Here is a 24,716-nt window from a genome sequence, read left to right as displayed (position 1 = left end):
TTATTCACGAGGTGACTTATGGCTGGCCTGCCTGTGGGTTCTGAATCCGCCTATGAAAAGCTGCTCAACGCGGCACGCGTCCTGTTTTATAACCATGGCGTCAACGGCACCGGCATTGATGCCATCATCAAGCGGGCTGGGGTGGCCAAAAAGAGCCTGTACAACAACTTCGCCTCTAAAGATGAGCTGGTGGCCACCTACCTCCGGGTGCGTCATGACGAGTGGCTTTCGCTGTACAAAAACCGGGTGGCCAGCGCCATCACCCCGCGCGACCGGGTGCTGGCGGTGTTTGCTGCCTATGAGGATCACGCCGAATTTGCCTATGAAAATGGCTTTCGCGGCTGCGGGTTGCTCAACGCGGCAGCCGAGCTGCCGGCCGGATCGCCGGGACGTCAGGCGGTGCGTGAACACAAGGAAGAGGTCGAGGCCATTCTGACCGCGCATCTGAGCGATTTACTCGGCGGAGACGCCGGTGCTGCCGGTGAAATGGCCCGACATTTTGCCTTTCTGCTGGAAGGCAGCATCTCACGCGCCGGGCTGGAAGGCCGCAGCGACTGTGTTACCCAGGCCGCCGCCATGGCGGGCAAAATGATGGAGGCCTGTTAATGCTGTCATCCGGACAACGACTGGGCGGTACGGCGGGCGTGCTGATTGCAGCGATCCTGTGGGGCACCACCGGCACCGCCGCCACCTATGCCCCAGGGCTGAGCCCGCTGGCGGTGGGCGCGGTGGCAATGGGGATTGGCGGACTGCTGCAGGCGCTGATTGCCGCGACCACGATCATTCGTCAGCGCCGCCTGATTGCCCGACACTGGCCTTTTCTGTTGACCGGAGCCCTCGCGGTCGCGGTCTATCCCCTCGCCTTCTACACCTCGATGCGCTATGCCGGGGTAACGGTCGGCACGGTGATCTCCATCGGCTCTGCGCCCCTGCTCTCCGCGCTGATCGAAACCCGTCTTGACGGACTGCGCCTGACAAAACAGTGGGCGATCGGCGCCTTGGTTGGCGTGGCCGGCATGGCCTTGCTGTGCATGGCGGAAAGCGGCGGGCACGGTGCCGGCAACGGCTACGCCATGGCGGGCATCGCCCTGGGACTGCTGGCCGGTTTCACCTATGCCCTGTATTCGTGGTCAGCGAGGCGGTTAATGCAGTGCGGCGTGCTGCCCCGCGCGGCGATGGGTGCCACATTTGGTGCCGGGGGGCTGCTGCTGATGCCGGTATTGCTGCTGACCGGCGCGCCGCTGCTGGCCGCCTGGAATAATGCTGCGGTTGGGATTTATATGGCGCTGGTGCCGATGTTTATTGGTTACGTCTGCTATGGCTACGGGCTGGCGCGCATTCCCGCCAGCATGGCCACCACCATCACCCTGCTGGAACCGGTGGTTGCCGCGCTGCTGGCGGTGGTGCTGGTCGGAGAAAGGCTGCCGTTTTATGGATGGGCTGGCGTCACATTAATCGTCGCCAGCCTGGCGGTGATCACCCTGCCGTTAAGCATGCTACGCTTCCCTGCGGGCAGACGCCGATCGGAAAGGGTCTGAGGCGATAACCAACGGCTAAGGGTATCTGAATGGAACAATTGCGTATTGCGCGCTATGCACCGGGTGATGAGCGCGGGTTAATCCCAATGATTTTGCATATCCAACGTGAGGAGTTCGGCATCGACATCTCGGCTGAGGATCAACCCGATTTGATGCAAATCCCGTCATTTTACCAGTGTGGCAGCGGTGACTTCTGGGTAGCACGGATGGCGGACGCGGTGATTGGCACCATTGGTCTGAAAGACATCGGTAACAATATGGCGGCCTTACGCAAGATGTTCGTGGCCGCCGCCTGGCGAGGACGTGAACTGGGGATTGCCCGCCAGATGCTGGCGCTGCTGATTGAAACCGCTAAACAGCGCGGGATCAAAACGATTTATCTCGGTACCACCGACAGGTTTCTGGCGGCGCATGCCTTTTATGAAAAGCACGGTTTCAGCCTGGTCAGCCAGCATGATTTGCCCTCAACATTCCCTTTAATGGCGGTCGATACGCGGTTTTACGCCCTAGACCTGTGAGCGGCATACATTTTTCGATGAGTGGGATACCTGCCAACGAGGTTGGCAGGCGTCATTTCGCTCAGGAGAAATTCTCCAGCACCGAGATAAAGGAGTGGCGATCGCCCTGCCCTTCGGTCAGGTGGACACGGCCTTCAATATCGGCAAGATGATGGTCCATCAGCTGCTGCGCCTTAGCCAGATCTTTCGCTTTCAGCGCTTTGACAATCATCCGGTGATGATCGGCACCGCAGTCGTCGGTGTGCTTCTCTTCATACAGCGCCATCACCAGCGACAGGCGCGCCACGATTTTTGACAGCATTTCCGTCAGCACCGCATTGCCGGCCATGTCCGCCAGTACCAGATGAAATTTTCCGGACAGCACGGTTTTCGATTTTTCATCGCCGTGCTGATGGATATGCTCTTCCTCATCGGTGAGCTTTTCCAGAAATTCCAGCTGGTCCCTGGTGGCCCGCTGCGTTACCAGCTCCAGCAGAATACCTTCCAGCTTGCGACGCGCTTCAAACAGGCTTCGCGCTTCCTGAATCCCCGGCTCGGCAACGAAGGTCCCGCGATTGCGCTTTCTTTCCAGCAGGTGATCGCTTTCCAGTACGCCCAGCGCGCCGCGCACCACGGTGCGGCTGACGCCAAAGTGCTCGGCAATCGCTTCTTCCAGGATTTTGCTGCCCGGTTTCAGCGCGCCCTCACCGATGGCGCTGGCCAGCGTAATGCGAATACGCTCGGACACATCATCAGTAACGTCACCCGTCGCGGCCTCTTTTCCGGCTGCCGCTGCGCCCCGGCTGCGCGTAGTTTTCATGCTTTTCTCCCTAATCTTGCGATGAGCACACCCACCGCATTTGGTCTTCAGACCCACCGCCGCCTACTATCTCCGTAATACAATCCCTGCGCAACGTCTCAATTTAAGATGATGCCCTGTTCAGCACAGAGAGACCGGATATGGTCGGCAGAGCTGCGGATCGCGCTGACGGTCTGGTGGTAACCGTAAGGCTGATGCTGATAGCTTGGATAACCGTAGTTGGCCGACTCATAGCCTTCCCAGTCGGCCACTTCGCCGGCCTGTACGCGCAGCTCGTAAGCGTCCAGCATGGCCATATAGGCGTCCAGCTCTTCCGGCGTTAAATCAGGATGGCCGGCGCGCCACAGCGGATCGTTAATCTGGATGCACTGGCGCGGATTGGCCCTGCGCGGCTTATCATCCGATGACTGCGCAATTTCCAGCGACAGGTTAACCTGCGGGTTGGCCTGCGCCAGCAGCGCCAGAATGGCGGAAAAGTCGACGATGCCGCTGCCGCACGGACGCGGCTGGAAGTCCAGGCCGCCGGGTGCCCGGCCAATATAAGCATCTTTAATATGCGTCTGTCTTACCCACGGCGCCAGTCGGCGCGCGGCCCACACCGGATGTTCCGCGCGCTGCAGCATATTGGCGGTATCCAGCACCACGCCGACGCAATCCTCGCCCACCGCCTCAATTAAACGCAGGATTTCAAACGAGGTGATCTCGTCATGGGTTTCGATATTCATATGCACGCCGTTGGCGCGAGCCGCCGGCGCCAGCTTACGCAGCACCTTTTCCATCGCCAGCAGCTGATCGTCCCAGCTTACGTCGGTGCGAAAGCGATCGACCGCCAGCCGGCCAGGATAGGCAGGTTTAAAGTTCCCCGGCGACACCCACAGCTCTTTGCAGCCAATGGCCGCACCGGCCTCAATCATCCGGGTTAAGCCGGCGATGATGTCACCGTTGCCGATATCGCGCAGCTCCGGGGACTCGGCGCTGCAATAAGGATTGATTTTGCCGAGGCCACTTTCGAGATACAGGCCGAGGCTGTCAGCCTTGTCGCGGATCGCCCGCAGCTCGCCGGCATTCAGCGTGGGGCTCATATCCAGCAGGGTGCTGAAGAAAACGCCGTCCAGGCCCAGCTCGACAACGTGGTCGAGGCTCGCCAGCGGGCCGCGCTTTTTTACTTCTGGTAGCTTTAAACCATCAATGCCTAATCTCATCAGGGGAATTCCTTTAATGGGGACTGTCTGATTTGCTGTGCAAGCGGTATGCCAGGCATAACGCATCGAGAGTAACCCACTGATTAACAGGAGAAAAAATTTAATAATAAAGTTTCGAATCTACATTATACAAAAATAAAAATTAATCACCAAACAAAGCGATCTCGACTGGCCATGCGCCGTCACTCCTTGCCAGACAAGGCTTGATGGCCGATGCGCGCTCTGAATCCCCCTGCTTACCCTCAACTTTATCCCTGCCTTTACGCCGTTCCCTGAGCAAATTCGCACCATTTTGATGAAACTTATGCACCAAAAAAGTGATCGCTCATTGTCAAAGACTGTAGAATATTTCGTATTAAATAGTTTCGCATATTTTTACGAACGTAATTTCGAAAATAAAAGCCATTTAAATCATAAAATTAGGATTTATTCCGCCGCGTAGCGCGGGGTTGGCATGTCGCTTGCAATTTTCCTGTCATCTCGGTTCTTTATTTAGCGTCTCAGCACCAGGGAAGCACTATGTCAACTATGCCTAAAACATCAGAACGCAAGCGGCTCAGCGTTCAGGGTCTTACCCATAGCTACGGCGGCAATAATGCGATCAGCGACATTGCCTTCACCATTGAACCCGGCGAAATCGTGGCGCTACTGGGCCCCAGCGGCTGCGGGAAATCCCCCGTGCTGCGCGCCATCGCCGGGTTGATTCAGCCCAAAGCCGGAAAGATTGAGCTGGGAAACCAGAACCTCGCGGCCGTGTCGGCCAGGGCGCGCGGCATTGGCATGGTTTTCCAGAACTATGCGCTGTTCCCGCATCTGACGGTGGCCGAGAACATTGCCTATCCGCTGGCGTGCCAACAGGTGCCCCGCGCTGAACGCAAGGCGCGCGTGACGGAGATGTTGGAGCTGGTGCGGCTCGGTGAGTATGCCAACCGTCTGCCGCGTGAACTGTCGGGTGGTCAGCAGCAACGCGTTGCGGTTGCCCGTGCCATTGCCGGACGGCCGTCACTGTTGCTGCTGGACGAGCCTTTCGGTGCGCTTGACCGCGCACTGCGCTTCGATCTTCAGGTTGAGCTGCTGCAGCTGCAAAAGAGCCTGGGCATCACCACGCTGATCGTGACCCACGATCAGGAGGAGGCGCAAAGCCTGGCGAACCGTCTGGTGCTGATGAATAAGGGCAACGTTGAACAGATTGATACGCCGATGGCGGTTTACGATCGCCCGAAATCGCTGTTTGTGAATACCTTTATCGGCCAGACCAACCAGCTGCCGGGCGAAGTGCTGCGCTTTGAGGGTGACACCACGGTGATTGGCCTGGCGGATAACAAATTCCTGCGTCTGCCGCGCCGGCTCAATTTTACCCTCGGTTCCAGGGTGGTGATTACCTTCCGTCCTGAAGAGGTGCAACTGACCGAACACCCCGGCGACAACCGCCATCCGGTGACCTTAACCGTGTCGGTGCCATTGGGCCCGGTGCTGGTTCACGACCTGTCGCTGGGCTGCGGTACCGGTTTGCGTGCCTCGCAGGTGCGTGGCCCCGGTACGGCTATACCGCTTCCCGGTTCTCAGCTGTTTGCTGAAATCGATACCACTCGCTGTCACGCCTTCCCGGCTGAACCGCAACCCGTTAGTTAACACCAGGAGTGAACAACATGAAAGACTTTGAAATCAGTCGTCGTCGGTTCGGTCAGCTTATCGCGGGCGCAGCGGCCACTTCCCTGCTGCCGCTGTCATTTCGGGCGTTGGCTGCGGGCCAGCAGACTGCGGTTGCCGCCACCTTTCCCGGCAACTGGGAAGATGCCTATCGCAACGTGCTGACCCCGATCATGAGCAAATCGGGATTTGGCCTGACCATCGCCCCGGCGATGGCGCAGGATCAGCTGGCAAAAGTAATGGCCAGCCCCGGCAATCCCCCGTATGACGCGCTGCTGATGTCGCCAGGCCAGATGGATATTGCGGTTAAAAACGATTTGATCCAGAAGATCGATCCGTCACGGCTGAAGAACTGGAACCTGCTGGACAAAAGTTTCCAGGGCGAATATGGCCCAACCGTCACCGTGGAAGTGAACGGTATCGCCTATAACCCGGAAATGGTTCCGCGTCCCGCCGGTTATGCCGACCTGTTTACCAACCCAAAATATAAGGGGCTGGTCTCCTGGACCGGTTTCGCCTCTAACACGGCGGTGATGGCCTATACCGAAATAGCCAAAATCTACGGCACCGGCCCGAATGATATGGCAGCGGTGTTCAAGCTGTTTAAGGAACATCCTGAGCAGTTTGCCAGCATTGTCGACAGCACCAACCATCAGATGACCCTGTTCCAGCAGCAGGAAATCGCGGTGTTTATGTGCAGCACCAGCAACGTTGCCCGCCTGAAAAGCCTCGGGATGAAGGCCGAATTTGTCCACCCCGTCACCGGCTCACCGGCGGCACCGGTCAATATCCATATGACCAAAGGCACTAAAAATGCCGACGCCGTGTATGCCTATATGGATGCCGCCATTTCAAAAGCCGCACAGGATCAGTTCAAGATGCCGCCAGCGGAAATGTTCCCAACCAATAAAGAGGTTGAGCTGACGCCATCCATTTCGGCCTACGTCACCCGCGCCGAGCTGCCGAAGCTGGTCTACCCGGACTGGGCGGCAATTAATCAGAATCGCGATGCGTGGATCCGCGAGTTCGACACCCTCGTAGCGGGATAAGGTGAGGTTATGAAACAGAGCGGCTTTCCGTATGTCCTGCCCATGCTACTGCTTTCCGTGGCGTTCTTCGCAACGCCGCTCGCTGTTTTAGTCGGGTTTAGTTTTTTCTCAAAAAGTGGCATCACGCTGGATCACTATTTCCGCTTTTTTGGTGACGCCTTCAACTTCCACGTGCTGATCAACACGGCACGACTGGGGATTGAAACGGTGATCGGCACCACATTGCTGGGCATTCCCATTGCGCTGCTGTACTGGCACAGCGGGAGAACCGTGCGGCAGATGGTCATTTTCCTGACGCTTGTCCCGATGCTCACCAGCAACGTGGTCAGAACCTTTGCGTGGATTGTTATTCTCGGTCGCCAGGGGCCGATCAGCGACGCGCTGATGGCGCTGGGCATCACCGGCATGCCCACCAGCCTGATGTTCACCGAAACCGGGCTGGTGATGGCGATGTGCCAGATCGATCTGCCGCTGATTATTCTGCCGCTGATTGCCATTCTGACCCGTACCCCTTACTCACTGACCGAGGCCGGACAGGTGTCGGGCGCCGGACCCTGGCGCATTCTGTTTACCGTGCTGCTGCCGCTGATGCTGCCGGGGCTGTTGGCCGGCTGGATCCTGGTGTTTGCCAGCACCAGCAGCTCGTTTGTCACTCAGTCCGTGATTGGCGGCGCGCGTAATGTCTATGTGCCACAGCTGATTTATCGCGAAGTCGGCACGCTGTTTGACTGGCCACTGGCGTCCGCTATCGCGGTGGTACTGCTGGTGTCGACCGGCTGTCTGCTGGTGGCACTGACCATGATTTCACGTCACAGGAGGCTGAGCGGCCATGTCTGATCACCGAGAAAACCCCATCCCTGGCTGGCTTTACACGCTGTTCGTCTATGGCTTCGGCACCCTGTGCCTGATCTATCTGGTCGCGCCGATCGTCATCGCCATCATGATGTCGTTCACCGCCGGGCAGACGCTGAAGTACCCGCCGGAAGGCTTCTCCCTGCGCTGGTATGAAGCGCTGCTGGATCCGGTGCGCTCCGGGACTGAGCATATCGCCGCCTGGAACTCGCTGAAAATTGCCGGATGGGCGGTGCTGGGATCGCTGCTGTTTGCGGTGCCCGCCACCATCGGCATGACGCGGATGAAGCGTAAAAGCGTCAATGCCATCGAGCCGCTGCTGCTGGCGCCGCTGGTGTTGCCAAGCCTGGTGTACGGGCTGGCGGCGCTGATTGTCGCCAACTTCTTTGGCTTCGCGCCGTCGCTGTGGCTGACGGTGCTGGGACACGTGGTGGTGTTTGGTCCGTTGATGTACCGCGCCGCGTCGGTGGTGGCGCAGGGGCTGAATCCGTCGCTGGCCGAAGCCTCCACCACCATGGGTGCCAGCTGGTTTATGACCTTGCGGCGGGTGATCCTGCCGCTGCTGATGCCGGGCATCCTCGCCGGCGCGTTTCTGGTGTTTATCCAGTCGCTGGATAACGTCACCGTCACGCTGTTCCTGGCCGATGCCAGTACCACGGTTCTGCCGCTGCGTATGTTTGCGCTGATTGAAGAGTCGCTGGATGTGCGCGTTGCCGCCATCTCCGGGATCCTGATCGCCATTACGCTGCTGGGCCTGCTGGTGGCCCGCCGCGTGCTGGCCCCGCGCCCGCAGAACCCTTAATTTACTGAACAAAAAGGAATGATTATGACCATGCAAGGCAACCCGGCCGCAGGCTATCGTATTGGCGCGCTGCTGGCTGATTTTCAGCCCGATTTTGAATTCTCAGCGCCGCTGCCGCTGCCGCTGGACGAGTTTGAGGAACGTTTACGCCGCGTCCGCCGTGCCGCGGTGGAGGCCGGACACGATGCGCTGGTGGTGCATGCTGGCAGCGTCGGCTGGTTCCATGCCTCTAACCACTATTTGCGCTACCTGTGTGACTGGATGCGTGAAGGGGTATTAATTATCCCCACCGACGCCGACAAACCGCTGACGCTGCTGTCATTCTTCACCCAGTCGGTGCTGCTGCCGCCTGCGGGTGAGCCTTTGCTGGTCAACGATATCTGGCAAATTGGGCCGATTGGCCGCGAATATTCGGATCGTCCGGGTGATTCGGTGGTAAAAACCGCCGAGAAATGTGCCGAGATCCTGACCGGTCTGGGCCTGAAGAAAGCGCAGATCGGCCTCCTCGGCGATCGCACCGCCCTGACCTTCTGGGCCGGACTGGAATCGATGCTGCCGGGCGCTAAATTTGTTGCCGACAACCCGATCCTCGACCGCCTGCAGAAGGTGCGTTCACCGCGTGAAATTGAGATGTTCCGCGCCGCGGCGCAGCTGATCAGCATCGGTACCCAGGCGGCCTACCACGTCGCCAGGCCGGGCGTGACCGACCACGAGATCTTCGCCGCCTTCACCGCCGCGCAGATGGCCTTTGGCGGCGAGACCGGCGACGGCTATCAGATTGGCATCAATGAATTCGGCACCCACTGCGGCAAGCCGTACGGTCACGTGGTGCGTCCGGGGGATTTGATCAATCTGTATATCTCCAACGTCACCTGGCGCGGCTACACCGCGCAAACCGCGCGGATGATCGCGGTGGGCGAGATCACCGAACGTCAGGAAAAAGTGCTGGCAGCCTGCACCGACGGCGTAAAGCGCGCAGAGCGGCTGATCAAGCCCGGTGCGCTGATGCGCGATATCAATAACGCCGCCTTTGAGTCGATGATCGAACAGGGCCTGCTCACCTCGCCGGAAGCGCGCACCATGCCGTACAACTGGTCGCCGATGCCGGATGGCGGCGCACGACTGATCCCGCAGCAGTACGTCAAGGATATCGACTGGGAAGCTCAGGGCCGCAAGCTGATGCATGTTTATCCGGCCACGCACGGTCCGCATAACCCCAATCTCGGCCATTCGGTCGGCATGGCCGGCGGTCAGAACAGCTTCAATATTTCATCGCACAACTACGACCGGCTGGAAGAAGGCATGGTGTTTGTGCTGCATACCCAGTGGCTGGAACCGCTCTCTGCCGGCTGCAACATTGGCGACTGCTACGTCGTGACCCGTGACGGCTTTGAGAACCTCAGCCGCCATACGCCGTTAGAAACTCACCGCATTCGCTCTGGAGCCTGAAATGAATCCCGCCGTCCCGCACACTTTTTTTGATTTCGCCGACTTAACCGAGCGCGAGCGTTACAAGATTTTGATTGGCACCGTGATCCCGCGCCCGATCGCGCTGGTGACCACGCTCAGCAAGGATGGCGTGCCAAACGCCGGTCCGTTCAGCTTTTTCAACGTGCTGACCCACGATCCGGCGATTGTGGCGATTGGCGTCGAGAACTATGACGATATGCGCTTCAAGGACACCGCGCGCAACATTCGTGAAACCGGCGAGTTCACCGTGCATATCGTTGACGATGCGCTGGTTAATCAGATGGAGATCTGCGCCATTAAGTTCGGCCCCGAGGTGGAGGAGCTGGAGACCGCCGGGCTGGACACTACGCCCGGAAAAATGGTGCGCAGCCCGCGCATTCTGTCCGCACCGGCCGCGCTGGAGTGCCGCCGTCATACCACGCTGCAGGTTGGCGCCGCGCGCGAGATCATTTTAGGCGAAGTGGTTGGCGTGTATATCCGCAGCGATGCGGTCAATCCTGAGAATATGCATATCGATCAGCAGCTGATGGATGCCGTGGGCCGCATGGGCGGTAATACCTACTGCCGCACCCGCGATCAGTTTGACGTAAAAACATTAACTAAAGAACAATGGGAGGCACGCCAGCTCACTAAATAAGTTTACCGTAATAAAAGACAGGGATTCTATTATCAGTAAATACCCCCCTTAAGGGGGGAAAAAAAACAACATTAAACAGGGTTTATAAAATGATGAAGCGTTCTCTTGCAATGGCAGCCATGCCACTGTTGGCTTTCCTGTGCCCGGCACACGGAGCTGAGATCTATAATAAAGACGGAAACAGACTTGATTTGACCGGACGTATTAAAACCTCGCACGTTATTTCCAACGATGCTAATAACGATGGCGACGCTTCATCAAATCTCCAGGGTGGGTTTTACGGCGAAACGCAAATATCCAACCAGCTTACCGGCTATGGCACCTGGTCATATCAGTACAGCCTGCATAATTCCGAAGGCAGCGATGCGCAAAACGGCAACGCCACCCGCCTGGGCTACGCCGGATTAAAGTATGGCCAGTGGGGCTCCATTGACTATGGCCGTAACTTTGGCCTGGTGTATGACGTGATGAGCTATACGGATATGCTGCCGTATTTCGGCAGCGACTCCGACTATAACGACGTGTTCCTGGTGGGACGTTCCGCCGGATTGCTCACCTGGCGTAACAACGGCTTCTTCGGCCTGCTCAGCGGGCTTAACATTGCCGCGCAGTATCAGGGCAAAAACGAACGCGCCGGCGACAGTGATGCCATCACCCGCTCCAACGGCGATGGCTTCGCGCTGTCGGCCACCTATGATTTTGACTCGGGCGTCAGCCTGGTGGGATCCTTCGCCAGCCTGGATCGCACCGAGGAACAGAACAGCATGAGCCGCGGCAACGGCGAGAAAGCACAGCACTGGGCCGCCGGGGTAAAATACGATGCCAACAGTATCTATCTTGCCGCTGACTATGATGAAACGCTGAACGCCACGCCGATTAGCGGCGGGTTTGCCAATAAAGCGCAAAATATTGAGGCGGTGGCACAATATCAGTTCACCAATGGTTTCCGCCCGTCTCTGGCCTGGATATTCTCCCGGGCTGAAGATATTGAGGGGATTGGTGACACGGATATTATTAACTATATCGCACCGGGCGCGTATTATTACTTCAATAAGAATATGGTGGTGTTTGCAGAATATAAAATAAACCTGCTGAAAAATGACAATCCGCTGGGGTTAGCCACGGATGATGTGATGGCACTGGGAATTGCGTATCAATTCTAAGCTGCGGCAAGGGTTTAATTGAACGTTCTGATAAGCGTATTCACGCAATAAGAGGGGGTCACGCCCCGAGCCTGAAAATGGCCGGAGAGCGTGACCCCATTGTTGCTTTAGCGTCGTGCCAGCGCCGCCGCGTTTTTACCGGCCAGGATACCGAAGATAATGATATCGGCCACGGCGTTACCGCCGATACGGTTTGCACCGTGGATACCGCCAACCACTTCACCTGCCGCCCAGGCACCTTCAATCACCTGTTTCTGCGCATCCAGCACTGCGGTGTCCGGGTTGATGGTCACGCCGCCCATGGTGTGGTGAACCCCTGGGGCAATGCGGATAGCGTAGAACGGTCCCTGATTCAGTGGATGACGCAGCGCGGTTTTACGGCCAAAGTCTTCATCATCCTGTTTTTCCACAAACAGGTTGTAGCGTTCCAGCGTCGCCAGCAGCGCATGGAGATCCATGTTCAGCTTAATCGCCAGCTCCTGCGGTGACGGTGCGCTGATCACAAAGCCCTTGGCGATATACTCGTCAGCCGCTTTGTTATTCAGGCGAACCTGCTCATCGAAGATCACCCAGGCACTTTTCTCCGGCAAGGCGATGATTTCGGCGGAGACTTTGTCGCGGGTTTCCATCTCATTAAAGAAGCGTTTGCCCGCCTGGCTCACCAGAATCGCCCCACCGCCACGAATGGCTTCGGAAATCAGGTAGGAGGTGGTCTGCTCCACCGTTGGGTGGATTTGGATCTCGCCCATATCCACGGTATCGGCACCGATTTTCTGCAGCATGGCGATACCGCTGCCGGTGGCGCCGGCATGGTTGGTAGTGACGAAGCCATCCAGTTCAGGACGGTATTTCACCACCATCTCGCGGTTGGCGCTGAAGCCGCCGGTCGCCACAATCACGCTTTTGGCATTCAGGATGCGGGTGTCGTTGTATTCATCGACCACCTTCACGCCTTTAACCACACCGTTCTCAACCAGAATCTCCGCCACAGAGGTTTCCAGCAGCACTTCGATATCGCGCTTGTTGATGTTTTTCACCAGGCCGCTGATCAGGAAGCCGCCAACCGCAGACCGGTCAGCCGGACGGTGCGTACGGTCAATGCTCATGCCGCCGGTGATGGTGATATCGCACAGCTCAATTTCCTTGGCGGCCAGCCATTCGATCGCTTCTGGCGCCAGCTCTACGAACTCTCTCAGCAGCACCGGATTGTTTTTGAATTTGCCGCCCTTCAACGTTTCGTCATAGAACAGGTCTTTGCTGTCCTCGATGCCTTTCAGTTTCTGGAAGCGGGTTTCTGCCGCGTTCATCCCGACCGACGCCTTGATGGTGTTGCCGCCGATGGTGGGCATCTTCTCGATGATCACCACGTGAGCGCCGTCGTCGCTGGCCTGAATGGCGGCAGCCAGGCCTGCGCCACCGCTGCCGATCACCACCACATCGTAATTCACCGGTGCCGCCGGGTTGCCGCCTTCCTCAATCACGTGCTCTTTACTGGAAGTGGCCAGCGCGCGGGAAACGGCTTTTTTCAGCGCTTCACTCTGGGTGGTCGCGCCGGTGATGGCGTCCACGTGCGGGCTGTTGGCGACCAGGATGCGGCTGCGCAGGCTTTCGAAGGTGGTGGTGAAGTCCACGTCCAGTGTGTCATCCGGCACCAGAATAATGTCGGTGATACGGTCGGTATCCAGCGTGACGTTGATTTTCAGCTTCAGCGCTTCGGCTTCCACTTTTTCCTGATAGACGCCAGCTTTGTATTTGCGGCCGGTGGTGCTGGTATCGCGGATCATCGCGTCGACCAGCGAGAAGCGCCACAGCGGCTCAGGAATGTTCAGCGCTTCGCGTTTGTTGCTGTCGATATACAGTTCAAGGTGTTCGTTGTTGGTAATGCGATCGGCCCAGTCAGGATAGGCGATGCAGGCCTTACCGATCGCCACCAGGTCAAAGCCATGTTCCAGCGCGCTTTCGGCATCTTCTTTATTCACCACGCCACCGACGCCAATCACCGGCACTTTGGCGAGGGTTTCAGAGCGCATGGCGATAAATTTTGTGATCAGCGGCGTCGGATCTTCACGGTCGACGATGGAGGAACGCAGCAGCTGGCCGACGGAGAAGTGCACGTAATCCAGGCCACGCGCGGCGAGCTTCTCCAAGAGGTACATGGTGTCATCAAAGCGAATGCCGGGAACTTCCAGCTCTTCTGGCGAGAAGCGATAGCCGATAATAAAAGAATTATCCGCGAAGCGTTCGGCCATTTTATGGGTGATTTCCAACACTTCCAGCGGGAAACGGGCGCGATTATCGCGGCTGCCGCCCCACTTGTCGTCACGCTGGTTAGAGTTTGGGGAGTAGAACTGTTGGATCAGATAGGTATTCGCGCCGTGGATTTCCACCCCGTCAAAGCCGGCTTTGATCGCGCGGTTAACGGCATCACCAAATTTGGTGATCATCACATCCACTTCTTCCGCGGTCAGCGCCTGCGGCGTGGTGGCCCCTTCACGGGGTGCGGCGATGGCACTCGGCGCAACCGGCGTTCTGCCGCCAATCAGCTCAGGCTCAACCATTCGGCCGCCGTGGTAAATTTGCAGGATCGCTTTCGAGCCTTTGGACTTGATGGCATGGGCAATTTTGCTCAGGCCGGAAATTTTGTTGTCGCTGTCGATAGCGATGGCGCCGGGGAAAGCCGGGCCTTTAGGATCGATAAAACAGCATTCCACGATCACCGTACCAATGCTGCCTGCACGGTCACGGTAGTACTCCACCAGCTCGCTGGTCACGGTGCCATCATAAAATCCGGTACAGGTGGTCATCGGTGCCATCAGCAGGCGGTTTTTCAGCACCGCGCCATTGGGCAGAGTCAGGGGATTCAGGATCGGGGTGAGAGTATGCATTATGATCAACTCCAAAATTTAAAAGTTTTGAATTCTGTCGCGGACGCGTTACTTTCCATTTAATTAAGTGGTCCGATGTGATGCAGTTAATATAACAATTTCTTTTCTTATATAACCGTTAATTTTAGTTATAAAACTTTTAAACGAACTGAAGTCGGTTAATTGATGGCCATGCTTCAAATACCAACTTCAATTGTTAATCATTAGTAGTAAAAAATCAACCCTTCATTAACATACCAAATAAAACCATAAAAATCAGACACATAAAATCGTAGTGGATTTTTCAGGAAATTGAATCTACTGTCTTTAAGTTCAAGGCGATAGCGAAGATGTGACCGACTTTATACAGAAAACAGGGTTTTATTAAATTAATTACATTTTTATATTAATTTAAGGGTGGCGAGAATATTTTATTGATCCAGATCAAAATTAGCGTCACGGGTAAATCGCATTATATTCGCACGTTGTCATTAATATAAATATGAAGACGGAAGATAAGGAAGTGAAATTAACTCAAATGTCACGGTAAAATAGCTAAAGTAACGATTAAGAAACTAAAAAAAGTGACTGTAGACAAACCGGGGCGTTAAATCGCATTCTCCACAACTTGCAGACAAATACTATGAAAACGACATCAACTTTAAGTGAACCCGTCGCGGCACCTCCTGCCCCAGCGGGACAAAAAAAACGGCTGATTATGATGTTCCTGCCGGTGCTGGTCGCCGTGCTGCTACTCCTGACCCCAGTGCCTGCCGGGTTGGAACCCTATGCCTGGCACTTCTTTGCTATCTTCGTCGGTGTCATCGTCGGGTTGATCTTTGAGCCTCTGCCGGGTGCGGTAATCGGCCTGACCGGGGTGGTGGTAATCGCCCTGTTTAGCCAGTGGCTATTATTCAGCCCGGCCGAACTGGCCAACCCGAAATTTAAAATGGCCACCGAGTCATTTAAATGGGCGGTGAGCGGCTTCGGTAATTCCACCGTCTGGCTGATCTTCGGTGCCTTTATGTTTGCCGCCGGTTATGACAAGACCCAGTTTGGTCGTCGTCTGGCGTTGATTCTGGTGAAATATCTCGGTCGTCGCAGCCTGACGCTGGGTTACGCCATTACCTTCGCGGATTTACTGCTGGCGCCCTTCACCCCGTCCAACACCGCGCGCAGCGGCGGCACCATCTACCCGATTATTGCCAACCTGCCGCCGCTGTACGGTTCTAAACCGAACGACCCGAGCGCCCGCAAAATCGGTTCTTACCTGATGTGGGTAGCGATCACCGCCGCCTGTATCACCAGTTCGATGTTCCTGTCGGCCCTGGCTCCGAACCTGCTGGCGCTGGCGCTGGTGAAAAGCATCGTCGGTTTTGAAATCTCCTGGGGCACCTGGTTCCTCGCCTTCCTGCCGCTGGGCGTACTGCTGATTCTGACCATGCCGCTGCTGGCTTACTGGTTCTACCCGCCGGAAGTCAAAATCAATGACGAAGTGCCGAAATGGGCGAAAGGCGAGCTGGAAAAACTGGGCAAACTGTCACGCAACGAAATTCTGCTGCTGGTGTTTGTCTGTAGCGCCCTGCTGATGTGGATTTTTGCCACCGCCTGGATTGAACCGGCCATGGCCGCGCTGCTGGTGGTGGTGCTGATGCTGTGGACCGGCGTACTGAACTGGAACGACATTACCAGCAACAAACCGGCCTGGAACACCTTCGCCTGGTTTGCCACCCTGGTGGCGCTGGCGGATGGTCTGGCACGCGTGGGCTTTATCGGCTGGTTAGGTAGAGAAGGCGGTCAGCTGCTGACCGGCATTGACCCACAGGTGGCGGCGGTGATGCTGCTGGTGGCCTTCTTCCTGCTGCACTACCTGTTCGCCAGTACCACTGCGCATACCACCGCGCTGCTGCCGGCCATGCTGACCATCGCCGCCGCCATTCCGGGCATCAATATGCCGGTCTACTGCCTGATGATGGTGACATCACTGGGTGTGATGGGGATTATCACCCCGTACGGTACCGGTCCAAGCCCGATTTACTACGGCAGTGGTTACCTGCCAACCAAAGACTACTGGCGCCTTGGCACCATCTTCGGGGCCATCTTCCTGGCGGGCCTGATGCTGATTGGTTATCCGTGGATGGTCATGATGTTCTGACCCGCTGCGGCCCAGGCCGCAGAAGCATGCAGATGTTGAATAATTGTTATATCATCTCTTCCCTTGCCGGTCTTAGCGGGCCGGCAAGCCTAAAACCAATAAGATGCTGTCGCCAATGATATTGCCTGTTGCTCACGCAGCAACGCGTCATTAAGTGAGAAAAAAATGTCGAATAAACCTTTCTACTATCAAAATCCCTTCCCGCTCGCCGCTGACGATACCGAATACTACCTGCTGACGGCGGATCACGTTTCCGTTGCCGAGTTCGATGGTCAGGAAGTGTTGAAGGTTGACCCGAAAGCGCTGACCGTGATGGCGCAGCAGGCTTTCCATGACGCCTCCTTTATGCTGCGTCCTGCCCACCAGCAGCAGGTTGCTGCGGTGCTGGCCGACCCGGAAGCCAGTCAAAACGACCGCTATGTGGCGTTACAGTTTCTGAGAAACTCGGAGATCGCCGCGAAAGGCGTTCTGCCAACCTGCCAGGATACCGGCACCGCGATCATCAGCGGCAAGAAAGGCCAGCGTGTCTGGACCGGCGGCGGTGACGAAGCGGCGTTATCTCAGGGCGTCTACAACACCTATATTCAAGACAATCTGCGCTACTCCCAGACCGTGGCGCTGGATATGTATAAAGAAATCAATACCGGCACCAACCTCCCGGCGCAGATCGACCTCTACAGCGTTGATGGCGATGAATACAAGTTCCTCTGCATCGCCAAAGGCGGCGGTTCAGCCAACAAGACCTATCTCTATCAGGAAACCAAAGCCCTGCTGAGTCCGGCGAAGCTGAAAGATTACCTGATCGGTAAAATGCTGACCCTCGGCACCGCTGCCTGCCCGCCATACCATATCGCCTTTGTCATTGGCGGCACCTCGGCAGAAAGCACCCTGAAGACGGTCAAACTGGCGTCCACCCACTATTACGACGGGCTGCCAACCGAAGGGAACGAGCACGGTCAGGCCTTCCGCGATGTGCAGTTGGAAGAAGAGTTACTGGTTGCCGCACAGCAGCTGGGGCTTGGCGCGCAGTTTGGCGGTAAGTACTTTGCGCACGATATCCGTGTGGTGCGTCTGCCGCGTCATGGCGCGTCCTGCCCGGTGGGCATGGGCGTCTCCTGCTCCGCAGACCGTAATATCAAAGCCAAGATCAACCGTAAAGGCATCTGGATTGAGAAGCTGGAAGATAACCCAGGCAAATATATCCCTGAGGAACTGCGCGAGCAGGGCGAAGGCGACGTACTGCATATCGACCTGAACCGTCCGATGAAAGAGATCCTCGATCAGCTTTCTCAGCATCCGGTCTCAACCCGCCTGTCGTTAAGCGGCACCATTATCGTGGCGCGTGATATTGCCCACGCCAAGCTGAAAGAGCGTCTGGATAAAGGCGAAGGTTTGCCGCAGTACATTAAAGATCACCCGGTGTATTACGCCGGTCCGGCCAAAACGCCTGAAGGTCATGCTTCCGGTTCATTGGGCCCGACCACCGCAGGCCGTATGGATTCGTATGTCGATCAGCTGCAGGAAGCGGGCGGCAGCCTGATTATGCTGGCGAAAGGCAACCGCAGCCAGCAGGTGACCGATGCCTGTCAGAAACACGGCGGCTTCTACCTGGGCAGCATCGGCGGCCCGGCAGCGGTGCTGGCGCAGCAGAGTATTAAGAGCCTGGAGTGTGTGGAGTACCCGGAACTGGGTATGGAAGCCATCTGGAAAATCGAAGTGGAGAACTTCCCGGCCTTTATTCTTGTCGATGACAAGGGCAACGATTTCTTCCAGCAGATCCATCAGGAACAGTGCGCGAAATGCGTTAAGTAAGCTGGCCTGACCGGTGCCCTTCTCTTTCCAGAGCAAGGGCACTTTTTTTTGCCTGAACTAACTCAAATCCGCACCGTTACTGGCAATCACTTTCTGATACCAGTAGAAGGATTTCTTGCGGGTTCGCGCTAACGTTCCCTGCCCCTGGTCGTCACGATCGACATAGACAAAGCCATAGCGCTTGCTCATTTCGCCGGTGGACGCCGACACCAAATCGATGCAGCCCCATGAGGTATAGCCGATCACCGGAATGCCATCGGCAATGGCTTCGCCCATCGCTTTAATGTGCTCGCGCAGATAGCTGATGCGGTAGTCATCGACGATCTCGCCCTCAGGGGTAATCTCATCTTTGGCCCCGAGGCCGTTTTCCACCAGGAACAGCGGTTTCTGATAACGGTCATACATCATATTCATGGTGATACGCAGTCCGAGCGGATCGATGCCCCAGCCCCAGTCGCTGACCTGAATATGCGGGTTTTTCAGCGATTTCACCACGTTGGCGGCACTGCTGTTGTTCTCGTTCATATCGGCCGAGGCACAGCGTGAGGCGTAATAGCTGAAGGAAACGAAGTCGACGGTATTTTTCAGTAGCTCGCCGTCACCCTCTTCCATCTTGACGCTAATGCCTTTCTCGGCGAACAAACGACGGGTATAGGACGGATACGCGCCGCGCGCCTGCACATCAATAAAGAACAGGTTTTCGCGGTCTTTCTCCAGCGCGGCCCAGACGTCCTCGGGCTTGCAGGTCCGTGGGTAGAAGTTTCCGCCGGCCAGCATGCAGCCCACCTGGTTATCCGCATTGACTTCATGGGCGATTTTGGTCGCCAGCGCGCTGGCCACCAGCTCGTGGTGCGCGGCCTGATACTTCACCTGAGACGGGTCTTCACCTTCTTCAAACACCAGTCCGGCACCGGAGAACGGGCTGGCCAGCAGGATGTTGATCTCGTTGAAGGTCAGCCAGTATTTCACCAGCCCGTCAAAAGCTTCAAAACAGGTGCGGGCATAACGGGCGAAGAACGCCACCATTTTGCGGTTACGCCATGAGCCGTATTCAGTGACCAGATGCATCGGTACGTCAAAATGGCACAGCGTCACCAGCGGTTCGATGTTGTGTTTTTTGCACTCATTAAATAGATCGCGATAGAAGGCGATGCCGGCTTCATTGGGCTCCAGCTCGTCACCGTTTGGATAGATGCGGCTCCAGGCGATGGAGGTTCTGAACACGGTGAAGCCCATCTCGGCCATCAGTGCGATATCGTCTTTGTAACGATGGTAAAAATCGATCGCCTGATGGCTGGGATAGAACTCATCCTCACGCAGCGCAACGCGCTTTTCTAATCCGACTTTGACCGCCAGACGATGCGTGCCATGCGGGATGACGTCCACCGTCGTCAGCCCTTTTCCACCTTCAAAACTTGCGCCTTCGGCCTGGTTAGCGGCTAATGCGCCGCCCCATAAGAAACCGTCGGGAAACTGTGTTGCTGACATGACTTTCCTCTCTATCAGGGTGTTTTTACGGCAAGGGACGCCGGTGGTACGGCATCACTCTGCTTACTCTGTGCGGTGCGCGGCGCGTCGACCGGAATATCCTCAAAGCCGAGCAGTAAGGTGGTAACAAATGAGACCACCACCGCCAGCACCATCACGCCGACCACCCAAACAATGCTCATTGGATTGGCGGGATCAAAGAACTGCACGCTGGTGAACAGGCCTGGCGAGGCCATCGAGTGACTGGCCAGACCGCCAATTCCGGCTACGGCGCCGCAGATAAAGCCACTGATCAGGCAGGCAATCAGCGGGCGCTTAAGGCGCAGGGCCACGCCGTACAGCGCGGGTTCGGAAATGCCGGCCACAATGGCGGACGCCGCCGCAGCCAGCGCCGTCTGGCGCAGCTCCGGGTTTTTGGTGCGCCACGCGACGGCCAGTGAGGATCCGCCCAGCGACAGGTTGGCCCCGATTTCCGACGGCATTACCATGCCCTCTTTGCCGGTTTCGGCAATGGTCTGAATAATGGTGGGGGTGAACACGCGGTGCATACCGGTCATCACCAGCAGCGGCCAGGCGGCGCCCATGATCGCCACCGACAGCCAGCCAAGGTAGCTGTGCACGGTATAAACCACGGCAGAGATCCCGGTACCTATCCAGATGCCCAACGGGCCAATCAGCACGATGGCGATGGGTGCGGCGATCAGCATAATCAGCATCGGCTTAAGGAAGTTTTTGGTGACCACCGGCGTGATGCGATCCACCCAGCGTTCGATATACGACAGCAGCCAGGTCATGCACAGTGCGGGGATCACCGTGTAGGTGTATTTCACCGCCGTCACCGACAGGCCAATAAACTCGACTTTTTGCCCCTGGGCAGCCTTGGCCATCAAATCGATAAAGGCCGGATGCACCAGCACCCCGGCGATAGCGATGGCCAGCGACAGATTGGTTTTGAATTTAACCGCCGCCGAGGCAGCGACCATCACCGGCAGGAAGAAGAAGGCGCCATCGCCGATAACATTGAGGATCACCAGCGTCGGATCGGCCTTGGTAAAGACACCGGACATTTCCAGAATCATCGCCAGCAGCTTGACCATCGAGCCGCCGATAATCGCCGGGATTAACGGTGACATGGTGCCAATCAGCGCATCGAGAATGCCCGCGCCAATGCGCTTAAAGGAGAATTTCTTGTTGCTGCTGCTGGTCTCTTTTGTCGCGACGTCGGCGGGCAGCAGTTTCTGCACTTCGGCATAAGCCTGAGAGACGTTATTGCCAATGATCACCTGGCACTGGGTGTCGTTGCTTACCACGCCCATCACGCCGGACAGTGACTTCAACACCGCCGTATCCACCTGGGCAGCGTTAACAACCACGAAGCGTAAACGGGTCATGCAGTGGGTCACGGCGGCGATATTGTCCACGCCGCCCAGCGCAGCGACTATCGACTGCGCCAGAGGTGCAAAGTTCTTGGCCATCAGGGACTATTCTCCAGAATTCATAGGGTTAGGCGTTCAGGCTGCAGGAGCACGGTCTCTTGTTGGCCGTTAATCTGCAACGCTGAGAAAAATAGGTAACCGGTTTCACACGAGAATGTTCAACTCAGGGCTAAACTTCAATCAATTTGGTAAATGGCGATCTGAATTTGTGACAGCGATCGTTATTAGCGGGTATTTAATCGCGTGGTCTGCAGAATGTGTAGAATGACGCTTCATTTTGACTCTTCCAGGAGGGGCCTGTGTCAACAATGCAGGAAGTGGCAGCCAAAGCAGGCGTCTCAAAGGCCACGGTTTCGCGTGTGCTTTCCGGTAAAGGCTACGTCAGCCAGCAGACCAAAGATCAGGTCTACAAGGCCATTGAAGAAGCCGGTTACCGGCCTAATTTGCTGGCACGCAATCTGGCCACCAGCAAATCAATGTGTATTGGCCTGGTGGTGACCAACACCCTGTATAACGGCCCTTACTTTAATGAACTGATCTCGCAGGCGGCCAAAAAGCTCGATGCCAACGGCCGCCAGCTATTGCTGGTGGATGGTAAAAACAGCGCGCAGGAGGAGCTGGAAGCGATTGATTTCCTGCACGATCTGCGCTGTGACGCGATCATCATCTATCCGCGTTTTTTATCGGTGGATGCGCTTGACCGGCTGATCGATAAAGACAATAAGCCGCTGATGGTGGTGAACCGTAAACTGCGCCAGCACCAGAGTCACTGCATCTCCTGCGACCATAAAGGCGCCAGCTTTAATGCCACCCGTTATCTGATTGAACGCGGTCACCGGCAGATTGCCTTTATCACCGGCTCGCTGGACTCCCCTACCGCGCTGGAACGCCTGTCCGGCTATAAGCAGGCGTTGGCGGAACATGCCCTGCCGGTCAGCGACGAGCTGATCGTGAGCGGGAAATGGTCGCCCGCCAGCGGCGCGGCCGCGGTGGAAACCTTGTTGAAAAACGAAACCATTTTTAGCGCCCTGCTGGCCAGTAACGATGAAATGGCGATCGGGGCGATGAAAAAACTCAATCAGGCCGGCATGGCGGTACCTGCCCAGGTGTCGGTAATGGGGTTCGATGACATCCCGACCGCCGCCTATTTGATCCCTGCCCTGTCGAGCGTTAAAGATCCGGTCAAAGAGATGGTCAACGAAGTGATCGGCCAGATCATTTCGATGCTCGATGGCGGCTATTTAGCTAAGCAAAACACCTTTTTCTCCGAGATGATCGTCCGGGATTCGGTCGCTGACGGACCTTTTCTGTAATCCACACTGACTCTCCACTCTGCGGCATCATAGTCTGATGCCGCTTCTGATTTGATACCTGCAAAACCCTGACCAGTTCACATTTCGCGGCATAGCCGATGTAGGACCAAAGAAAGTCGTCTAAAGTTTGTTTCAGGGTCAATAACTTACAGACAGCCATCGTCTGGACATGGAGAACTACCTATGCAGAGAGTTGAGAAGCGTCAATGGAAAGCGGTTCTGGTGCTGCCGTTAATGGTCGCAGCGCTGACACAAACGGGCTATGCGGCAGAGAATGATGCCGGGCAACATCTGCTGAGTAGTGCACCTCAGCCACCCGATATCCGGCTGGGGCCGTTGTTCCATGCGGTGCAGGCGGCGAAACTCTACCCGGATCAAAAAACCTTTGCCGATGCCGTGCCTAAAAGCAATCCAACGTCGATTCTGGCCGACTGGCAGATGCAGAAAAAACAGAGCAACTTTGATTTACGCCATTTTGTTGAGGCTAATTTCACCCTGCCGGCTGCCGGTGAAAAGTATGTTCCGCCGTCCGGACAGAGCCTGCGCGAACACATTAATGGCCTCTGGCCGGTGCTGACCCGCTCGACGCAGCAGGCCAGCCAGTGGGATTCGTTGCTGCCGTTGCCGAAACCGTACGTGGTGCCTGGCGGCCGCTTCCGCGAGGTCTATTACTGGGACAGCTACTTCACCATGCTCGGCCTCGCCGAGAGCGGCCACTGGGATCGCGTGCAGGATATGGTGGAAAACTTTGCCCACGAGCTGGATACCTACGGCCATATTCCTAACGGTAACCGCAGCTATTACCTCAGCCGCTCGCAGCCGCCGTTCTTCAGCATGATGGTCGATTTACTGGCCCAGCATCAGGGCGACAGCGCTTACAGCAAATACCTGCCTGAGCTGCAGAAAGAGTACGACTACTGGATGGCGGACGCCGACAGCGTTAAGCCGGGCCAGGCCAGCAAGCGGGTGGTGAAGCTGAAGGATGGCACGCTACTGAACCGCTACTGGGACGCCCGCGACGTACCGCGTACCGAATCCTATATGGATGACATCGCCACCGCGCAGAAGGCCAACAACCGCAATAAAGCTGAGCTGTACCGCGATCTGCGTGCCGGCGCCGCCTCCGGTTGGGACTTCAGCTCGCGCTGGTTTGATAAGCCTGGCGACCTCTCCACCATCCATACCACGCGGATTGTTCCGGTCGATTTGAATGCGCTGATGTTCCATCTGGAGCAAACGCTGGCGCGCGCCAATAAAGTGGCGAAAAACGACGATGCGGTGAAGAAATTTGACGCGCTGGCGAAGAAACGTCAGGCGGCGATCAACCGCTACCTTTGGGACAATAAGCAGGGCTTCTATGCCGATTATGACTGGCAGAAAGCCACCATCCGTCCTCAGCTGACGGCGGCCACCCTGTTCCCACTGTATCTGCAGGCGGCAACGGAAGAGCACGCCACCCGCACTGCTGACGCGGTGAAGTCCCAGCTGTTGAAAGAAGGTGGACTGGCGACGACCAACGTCAACAACGGTCAGCAGTGGGATGCGCCAAACGGCTGGGCACCGCTGCAATGGGCGGCGGTTCAGGGACTGAATAATTATGGTAAACAGGCGCTGGCGAAGGATGTCGGCATGCGCTTCCTGCAGAACGTGCAGGCCACCTATGACAAGGAACACAAGCTGGTCGAAAAATATGTGGTGGAAGGTAAAGGGCTCGGTGGCGGTGGCGGCGGTGAATATCCGTTGCAGGATGGTTTCGGCTGGACCAACGGCGTGACGCTGAAGCTGATGGACCTCTACTGCCCGAAAAACAGCACCTGTAATAACGTGAGTGACATAACCAAAACGCAGTAAGCGTTGCAACCCTCGCGGCTGCCTGCCCAACCGGCAGCCGCGGTAATAACCCTATCCTATTGTTCTTCCGTGACTATAAAAGGCACTCTGCGTTAACCCCCTCACCAGGACCTCCCT

The 24,716-nt window shown here is 56.7% G+C and carries 19 protein-coding genes; 14 read left to right on the top strand and 5 right to left on the bottom strand.

Annotated features, from left to right (window positions below):
• Window positions 1-18: 18 nt before the first annotated feature.
• Genes E2F51_RS16035 through E2F51_RS16025 form a run of 3 tightly spaced genes read left to right on the top strand, consistent with a single transcriptional unit; the run spans window position 19 to window position 2,056 of the window.
• Window positions 19-606 carry a TetR/AcrR family transcriptional regulator gene (locus E2F51_RS16035; RefSeq protein ID WP_134823929.1) on the top strand — a complete coding sequence of 196 codons (588 nt, stop codon included), beginning with the start codon at window positions 19-21 and terminating at the stop codon, window positions 604-606.
• The gene (locus tag E2F51_RS16030) at window positions 606-1,538 is read left to right on the top strand and encodes a DMT family transporter (protein WP_134823928.1); all 933 of its coding nucleotides are present in this window, start codon (window positions 606-608) and stop codon (window positions 1,536-1,538) included. Before E2F51_RS16035 ends, E2F51_RS16030 begins: the two co-directional genes overlap by 1 nt.
• A 29-nt stretch (window positions 1,539-1,567) precedes the next feature.
• Window positions 1,568-2,056, top strand: a complete 489-nt coding sequence (locus E2F51_RS16025) for a GNAT family N-acetyltransferase (RefSeq protein ID WP_134823927.1) — start codon at window positions 1,568-1,570, stop codon at window positions 2,054-2,056.
• A gap of 61 nt (window positions 2,057-2,117) precedes the next feature.
• Here E2F51_RS16025 and E2F51_RS16020 read toward each other — a convergent pair whose 3' ends face one another.
• Window positions 2,118-2,855: a GntR family transcriptional regulator gene (locus tag E2F51_RS16020; protein ID WP_134823926.1), complete on the bottom strand. Its 738-nt coding sequence runs from the start codon at window positions 2,853-2,855 to the stop codon at window positions 2,118-2,120.
• A gap of 98 nt (window positions 2,856-2,953) precedes the next feature.
• Window positions 2,954-4,057: a sugar phosphate isomerase/epimerase gene (locus E2F51_RS16015; RefSeq protein WP_134823925.1), complete on the bottom strand. Its 1,104-nt coding sequence runs from the start codon at window positions 4,055-4,057 to the stop codon at window positions 2,954-2,956.
• A 519-nt stretch (window positions 4,058-4,576) separates the two neighbouring features.
• Here E2F51_RS16015 and E2F51_RS16010 point away from each other — a divergent pair.
• The 7 genes from E2F51_RS16010 to E2F51_RS15980 all read left to right on the top strand — a co-directional run bounded on the left by E2F51_RS16010 (window position 4,577) and on the right by E2F51_RS15980 (window position 11,680).
• On the top strand, window positions 4,577-5,689 hold the full coding sequence (locus E2F51_RS16010) for an ABC transporter ATP-binding protein (RefSeq protein ID WP_134823924.1): 1,113 nt from the start codon (window positions 4,577-4,579) through the stop codon (window positions 5,687-5,689).
• Window positions 5,690-5,706: 17 nt separating this feature from the next.
• Window positions 5,707-6,756 (top strand): PotD/PotF family extracellular solute-binding protein, encoded by a 1,050-nt coding sequence (locus E2F51_RS16005; RefSeq protein WP_134823923.1) that lies wholly within the window; start codon window positions 5,707-5,709, stop codon window positions 6,754-6,756.
• Window positions 6,757-6,765: 9 nt separating this feature from the next.
• Window positions 6,766-7,593, top strand: coding sequence for an ABC transporter permease (locus tag E2F51_RS16000; protein WP_134823922.1), 828 nt, complete (start codon window positions 6,766-6,768; stop codon window positions 7,591-7,593).
• Complete coding sequence (locus E2F51_RS15995; RefSeq protein WP_134823921.1) at window positions 7,586-8,410, top strand: ABC transporter permease; 825 nt, start codon at window positions 7,586-7,588, stop codon at window positions 8,408-8,410. Before E2F51_RS16000 ends, E2F51_RS15995 begins: the two co-directional genes overlap by 8 nt.
• A 24-nt stretch (window positions 8,411-8,434) precedes the next feature.
• Window positions 8,435-9,859: a M24 family metallopeptidase gene (locus E2F51_RS15990; protein WP_134823920.1), complete on the top strand. Its 1,425-nt coding sequence runs from the start codon at window positions 8,435-8,437 to the stop codon at window positions 9,857-9,859.
• Between the two features lies 1 nt (window position 9,860).
• Window positions 9,861-10,517, top strand: a complete 657-nt coding sequence (locus tag E2F51_RS15985; protein WP_134823919.1) for a flavin reductase family protein — start codon at window positions 9,861-9,863, stop codon at window positions 10,515-10,517.
• An 89-nt stretch (window positions 10,518-10,606) separates the two neighbouring features.
• Window positions 10,607-11,680 carry a porin gene (locus tag E2F51_RS15980; RefSeq protein ID WP_134823918.1) on the top strand — a complete coding sequence of 358 codons (1,074 nt, stop codon included), beginning with the start codon at window positions 10,607-10,609 and terminating at the stop codon, window positions 11,678-11,680.
• A gap of 107 nt (window positions 11,681-11,787) precedes the next feature.
• On the opposite strand, the gene E2F51_RS15975 is transcribed toward E2F51_RS15980, so the two are convergent.
• Window positions 11,788-14,565, bottom strand: a complete 2,778-nt coding sequence (locus E2F51_RS15975; RefSeq protein WP_134823917.1) for a flavocytochrome c — start codon at window positions 14,563-14,565, stop codon at window positions 11,788-11,790.
• A gap of 622 nt (window positions 14,566-15,187) precedes the next feature.
• Between E2F51_RS15975 and E2F51_RS15970 the strand changes: the two genes are divergently transcribed.
• Both E2F51_RS15970 and fumA read left to right on the top strand, forming a co-directional pair.
• Window positions 15,188-16,699 carry an anion permease gene (locus E2F51_RS15970; protein ID WP_134823916.1) on the top strand — a complete coding sequence of 504 codons (1,512 nt, stop codon included), beginning with the start codon at window positions 15,188-15,190 and terminating at the stop codon, window positions 16,697-16,699.
• A gap of 165 nt (window positions 16,700-16,864) precedes the next feature.
• Window positions 16,865-18,511 (top strand): class I fumarate hydratase FumA, encoded by a 1,647-nt coding sequence (gene fumA / locus E2F51_RS15965; protein WP_134823915.1) that lies wholly within the window; start codon window positions 16,865-16,867, stop codon window positions 18,509-18,511.
• 57 nt (window positions 18,512-18,568) lie between these two features.
• Here the strand turns inward: fumA and E2F51_RS15960 are convergent, their stop codons facing one another.
• Entirely contained in the window at window positions 18,569-19,999 is a 1,431-nt protein-coding gene (locus tag E2F51_RS15960; RefSeq protein ID WP_134823914.1) for a 6-phospho-beta-glucosidase, read from the bottom strand.
• Window positions 20,000-20,013: 14 nt separating this feature from the next.
• Window positions 20,014-21,474: a PTS cellobiose/arbutin/salicin transporter subunit IIBC gene (gene ascF / locus E2F51_RS15955; RefSeq protein WP_134823913.1), complete on the bottom strand. Its 1,461-nt coding sequence runs from the start codon at window positions 21,472-21,474 to the stop codon at window positions 20,014-20,016.
• A 260-nt stretch (window positions 21,475-21,734) separates the two neighbouring features.
• Between ascF and E2F51_RS15950 the strand changes: the two genes are divergently transcribed.
• Entirely contained in the window at window positions 21,735-22,748 is a 1,014-nt protein-coding gene (locus E2F51_RS15950) for a LacI family DNA-binding transcriptional regulator (protein ID WP_134823912.1), read from the top strand.
• Window positions 22,749-22,931: 183 nt separating this feature from the next.
• Window positions 22,932-24,599: an alpha,alpha-trehalase TreA gene (treA, locus tag E2F51_RS15945; protein ID WP_134823911.1), complete on the top strand. Its 1,668-nt coding sequence runs from the start codon at window positions 22,932-22,934 to the stop codon at window positions 24,597-24,599.
• Window positions 24,600-24,716 lie beyond the last annotated feature (117 nt).

The organism is Erwinia sp. QL-Z3 (assembly GCF_004551645.1).
In the GTDB taxonomy this organism is placed as follows: Bacteria; Pseudomonadota; Gammaproteobacteria; order Enterobacterales; family Enterobacteriaceae; genus Erwinia; species Erwinia billingiae.
This window is presented reverse-complemented; position numbering and strand designations above follow the sequence as displayed.

Bases quoted from the DNA above. Each gene is read 5' to 3' on its own strand.
- E2F51_RS16035 (WP_134823929.1), top strand. From the start codon at position 19: ATGGCTGGCCTGCCTGTGGGTTCTGAATCCGCCTATGAAAAGCTGCTC.
- E2F51_RS16030 (WP_134823928.1), top strand. From the start codon at position 606: ATGCTGTCATCCGGACAACGACTGGGCGGTACGGCGGGCGTGCTGATT.
- E2F51_RS16025 (WP_134823927.1), top strand. From the start codon at position 1,568: ATGGAACAATTGCGTATTGCGCGCTATGCACCGGGTGATGAGCGCGGG.
- E2F51_RS16020 (WP_134823926.1), bottom strand. From the start codon at position 2,855: ATGAAAACTACGCGCAGCCGGGGCGCAGCGGCAGCCGGAAAAGAGGCC.
- E2F51_RS16015 (WP_134823925.1), bottom strand. From the start codon at position 4,057: ATGAGATTAGGCATTGATGGTTTAAAGCTACCAGAAGTAAAAAAGCGC.
- E2F51_RS16010 (WP_134823924.1), top strand. From the start codon at position 4,577: ATGTCAACTATGCCTAAAACATCAGAACGCAAGCGGCTCAGCGTTCAG.
- E2F51_RS16005 (WP_134823923.1), top strand. From the start codon at position 5,707: ATGAAAGACTTTGAAATCAGTCGTCGTCGGTTCGGTCAGCTTATCGCG.
- E2F51_RS16000 (WP_134823922.1), top strand. From the start codon at position 6,766: ATGAAACAGAGCGGCTTTCCGTATGTCCTGCCCATGCTACTGCTTTCC.
- E2F51_RS15995 (WP_134823921.1), top strand. From the start codon at position 7,586: ATGTCTGATCACCGAGAAAACCCCATCCCTGGCTGGCTTTACACGCTG.
- E2F51_RS15990 (WP_134823920.1), top strand. From the start codon at position 8,435: ATGACCATGCAAGGCAACCCGGCCGCAGGCTATCGTATTGGCGCGCTG.
- E2F51_RS15985 (WP_134823919.1), top strand. From the start codon at position 9,861: ATGAATCCCGCCGTCCCGCACACTTTTTTTGATTTCGCCGACTTAACC.
- E2F51_RS15980 (WP_134823918.1), top strand. From the start codon at position 10,607: ATGATGAAGCGTTCTCTTGCAATGGCAGCCATGCCACTGTTGGCTTTC.
- E2F51_RS15975 (WP_134823917.1), bottom strand. From the start codon at position 14,565: ATGCATACTCTCACCCCGATCCTGAATCCCCTGACTCTGCCCAATGGC.
- E2F51_RS15970 (WP_134823916.1), top strand. From the start codon at position 15,188: ATGAAAACGACATCAACTTTAAGTGAACCCGTCGCGGCACCTCCTGCC.
- fumA (WP_134823915.1), top strand. From the start codon at position 16,865: ATGTCGAATAAACCTTTCTACTATCAAAATCCCTTCCCGCTCGCCGCT.
- E2F51_RS15960 (WP_134823914.1), bottom strand. From the start codon at position 19,999: ATGTCAGCAACACAGTTTCCCGACGGTTTCTTATGGGGCGGCGCATTA.
- ascF (WP_134823913.1), bottom strand. From the start codon at position 21,474: ATGGCCAAGAACTTTGCACCTCTGGCGCAGTCGATAGTCGCTGCGCTG.
- treA (WP_134823911.1), top strand. From the start codon at position 22,932: ATGCAGAGAGTTGAGAAGCGTCAATGGAAAGCGGTTCTGGTGCTGCCG.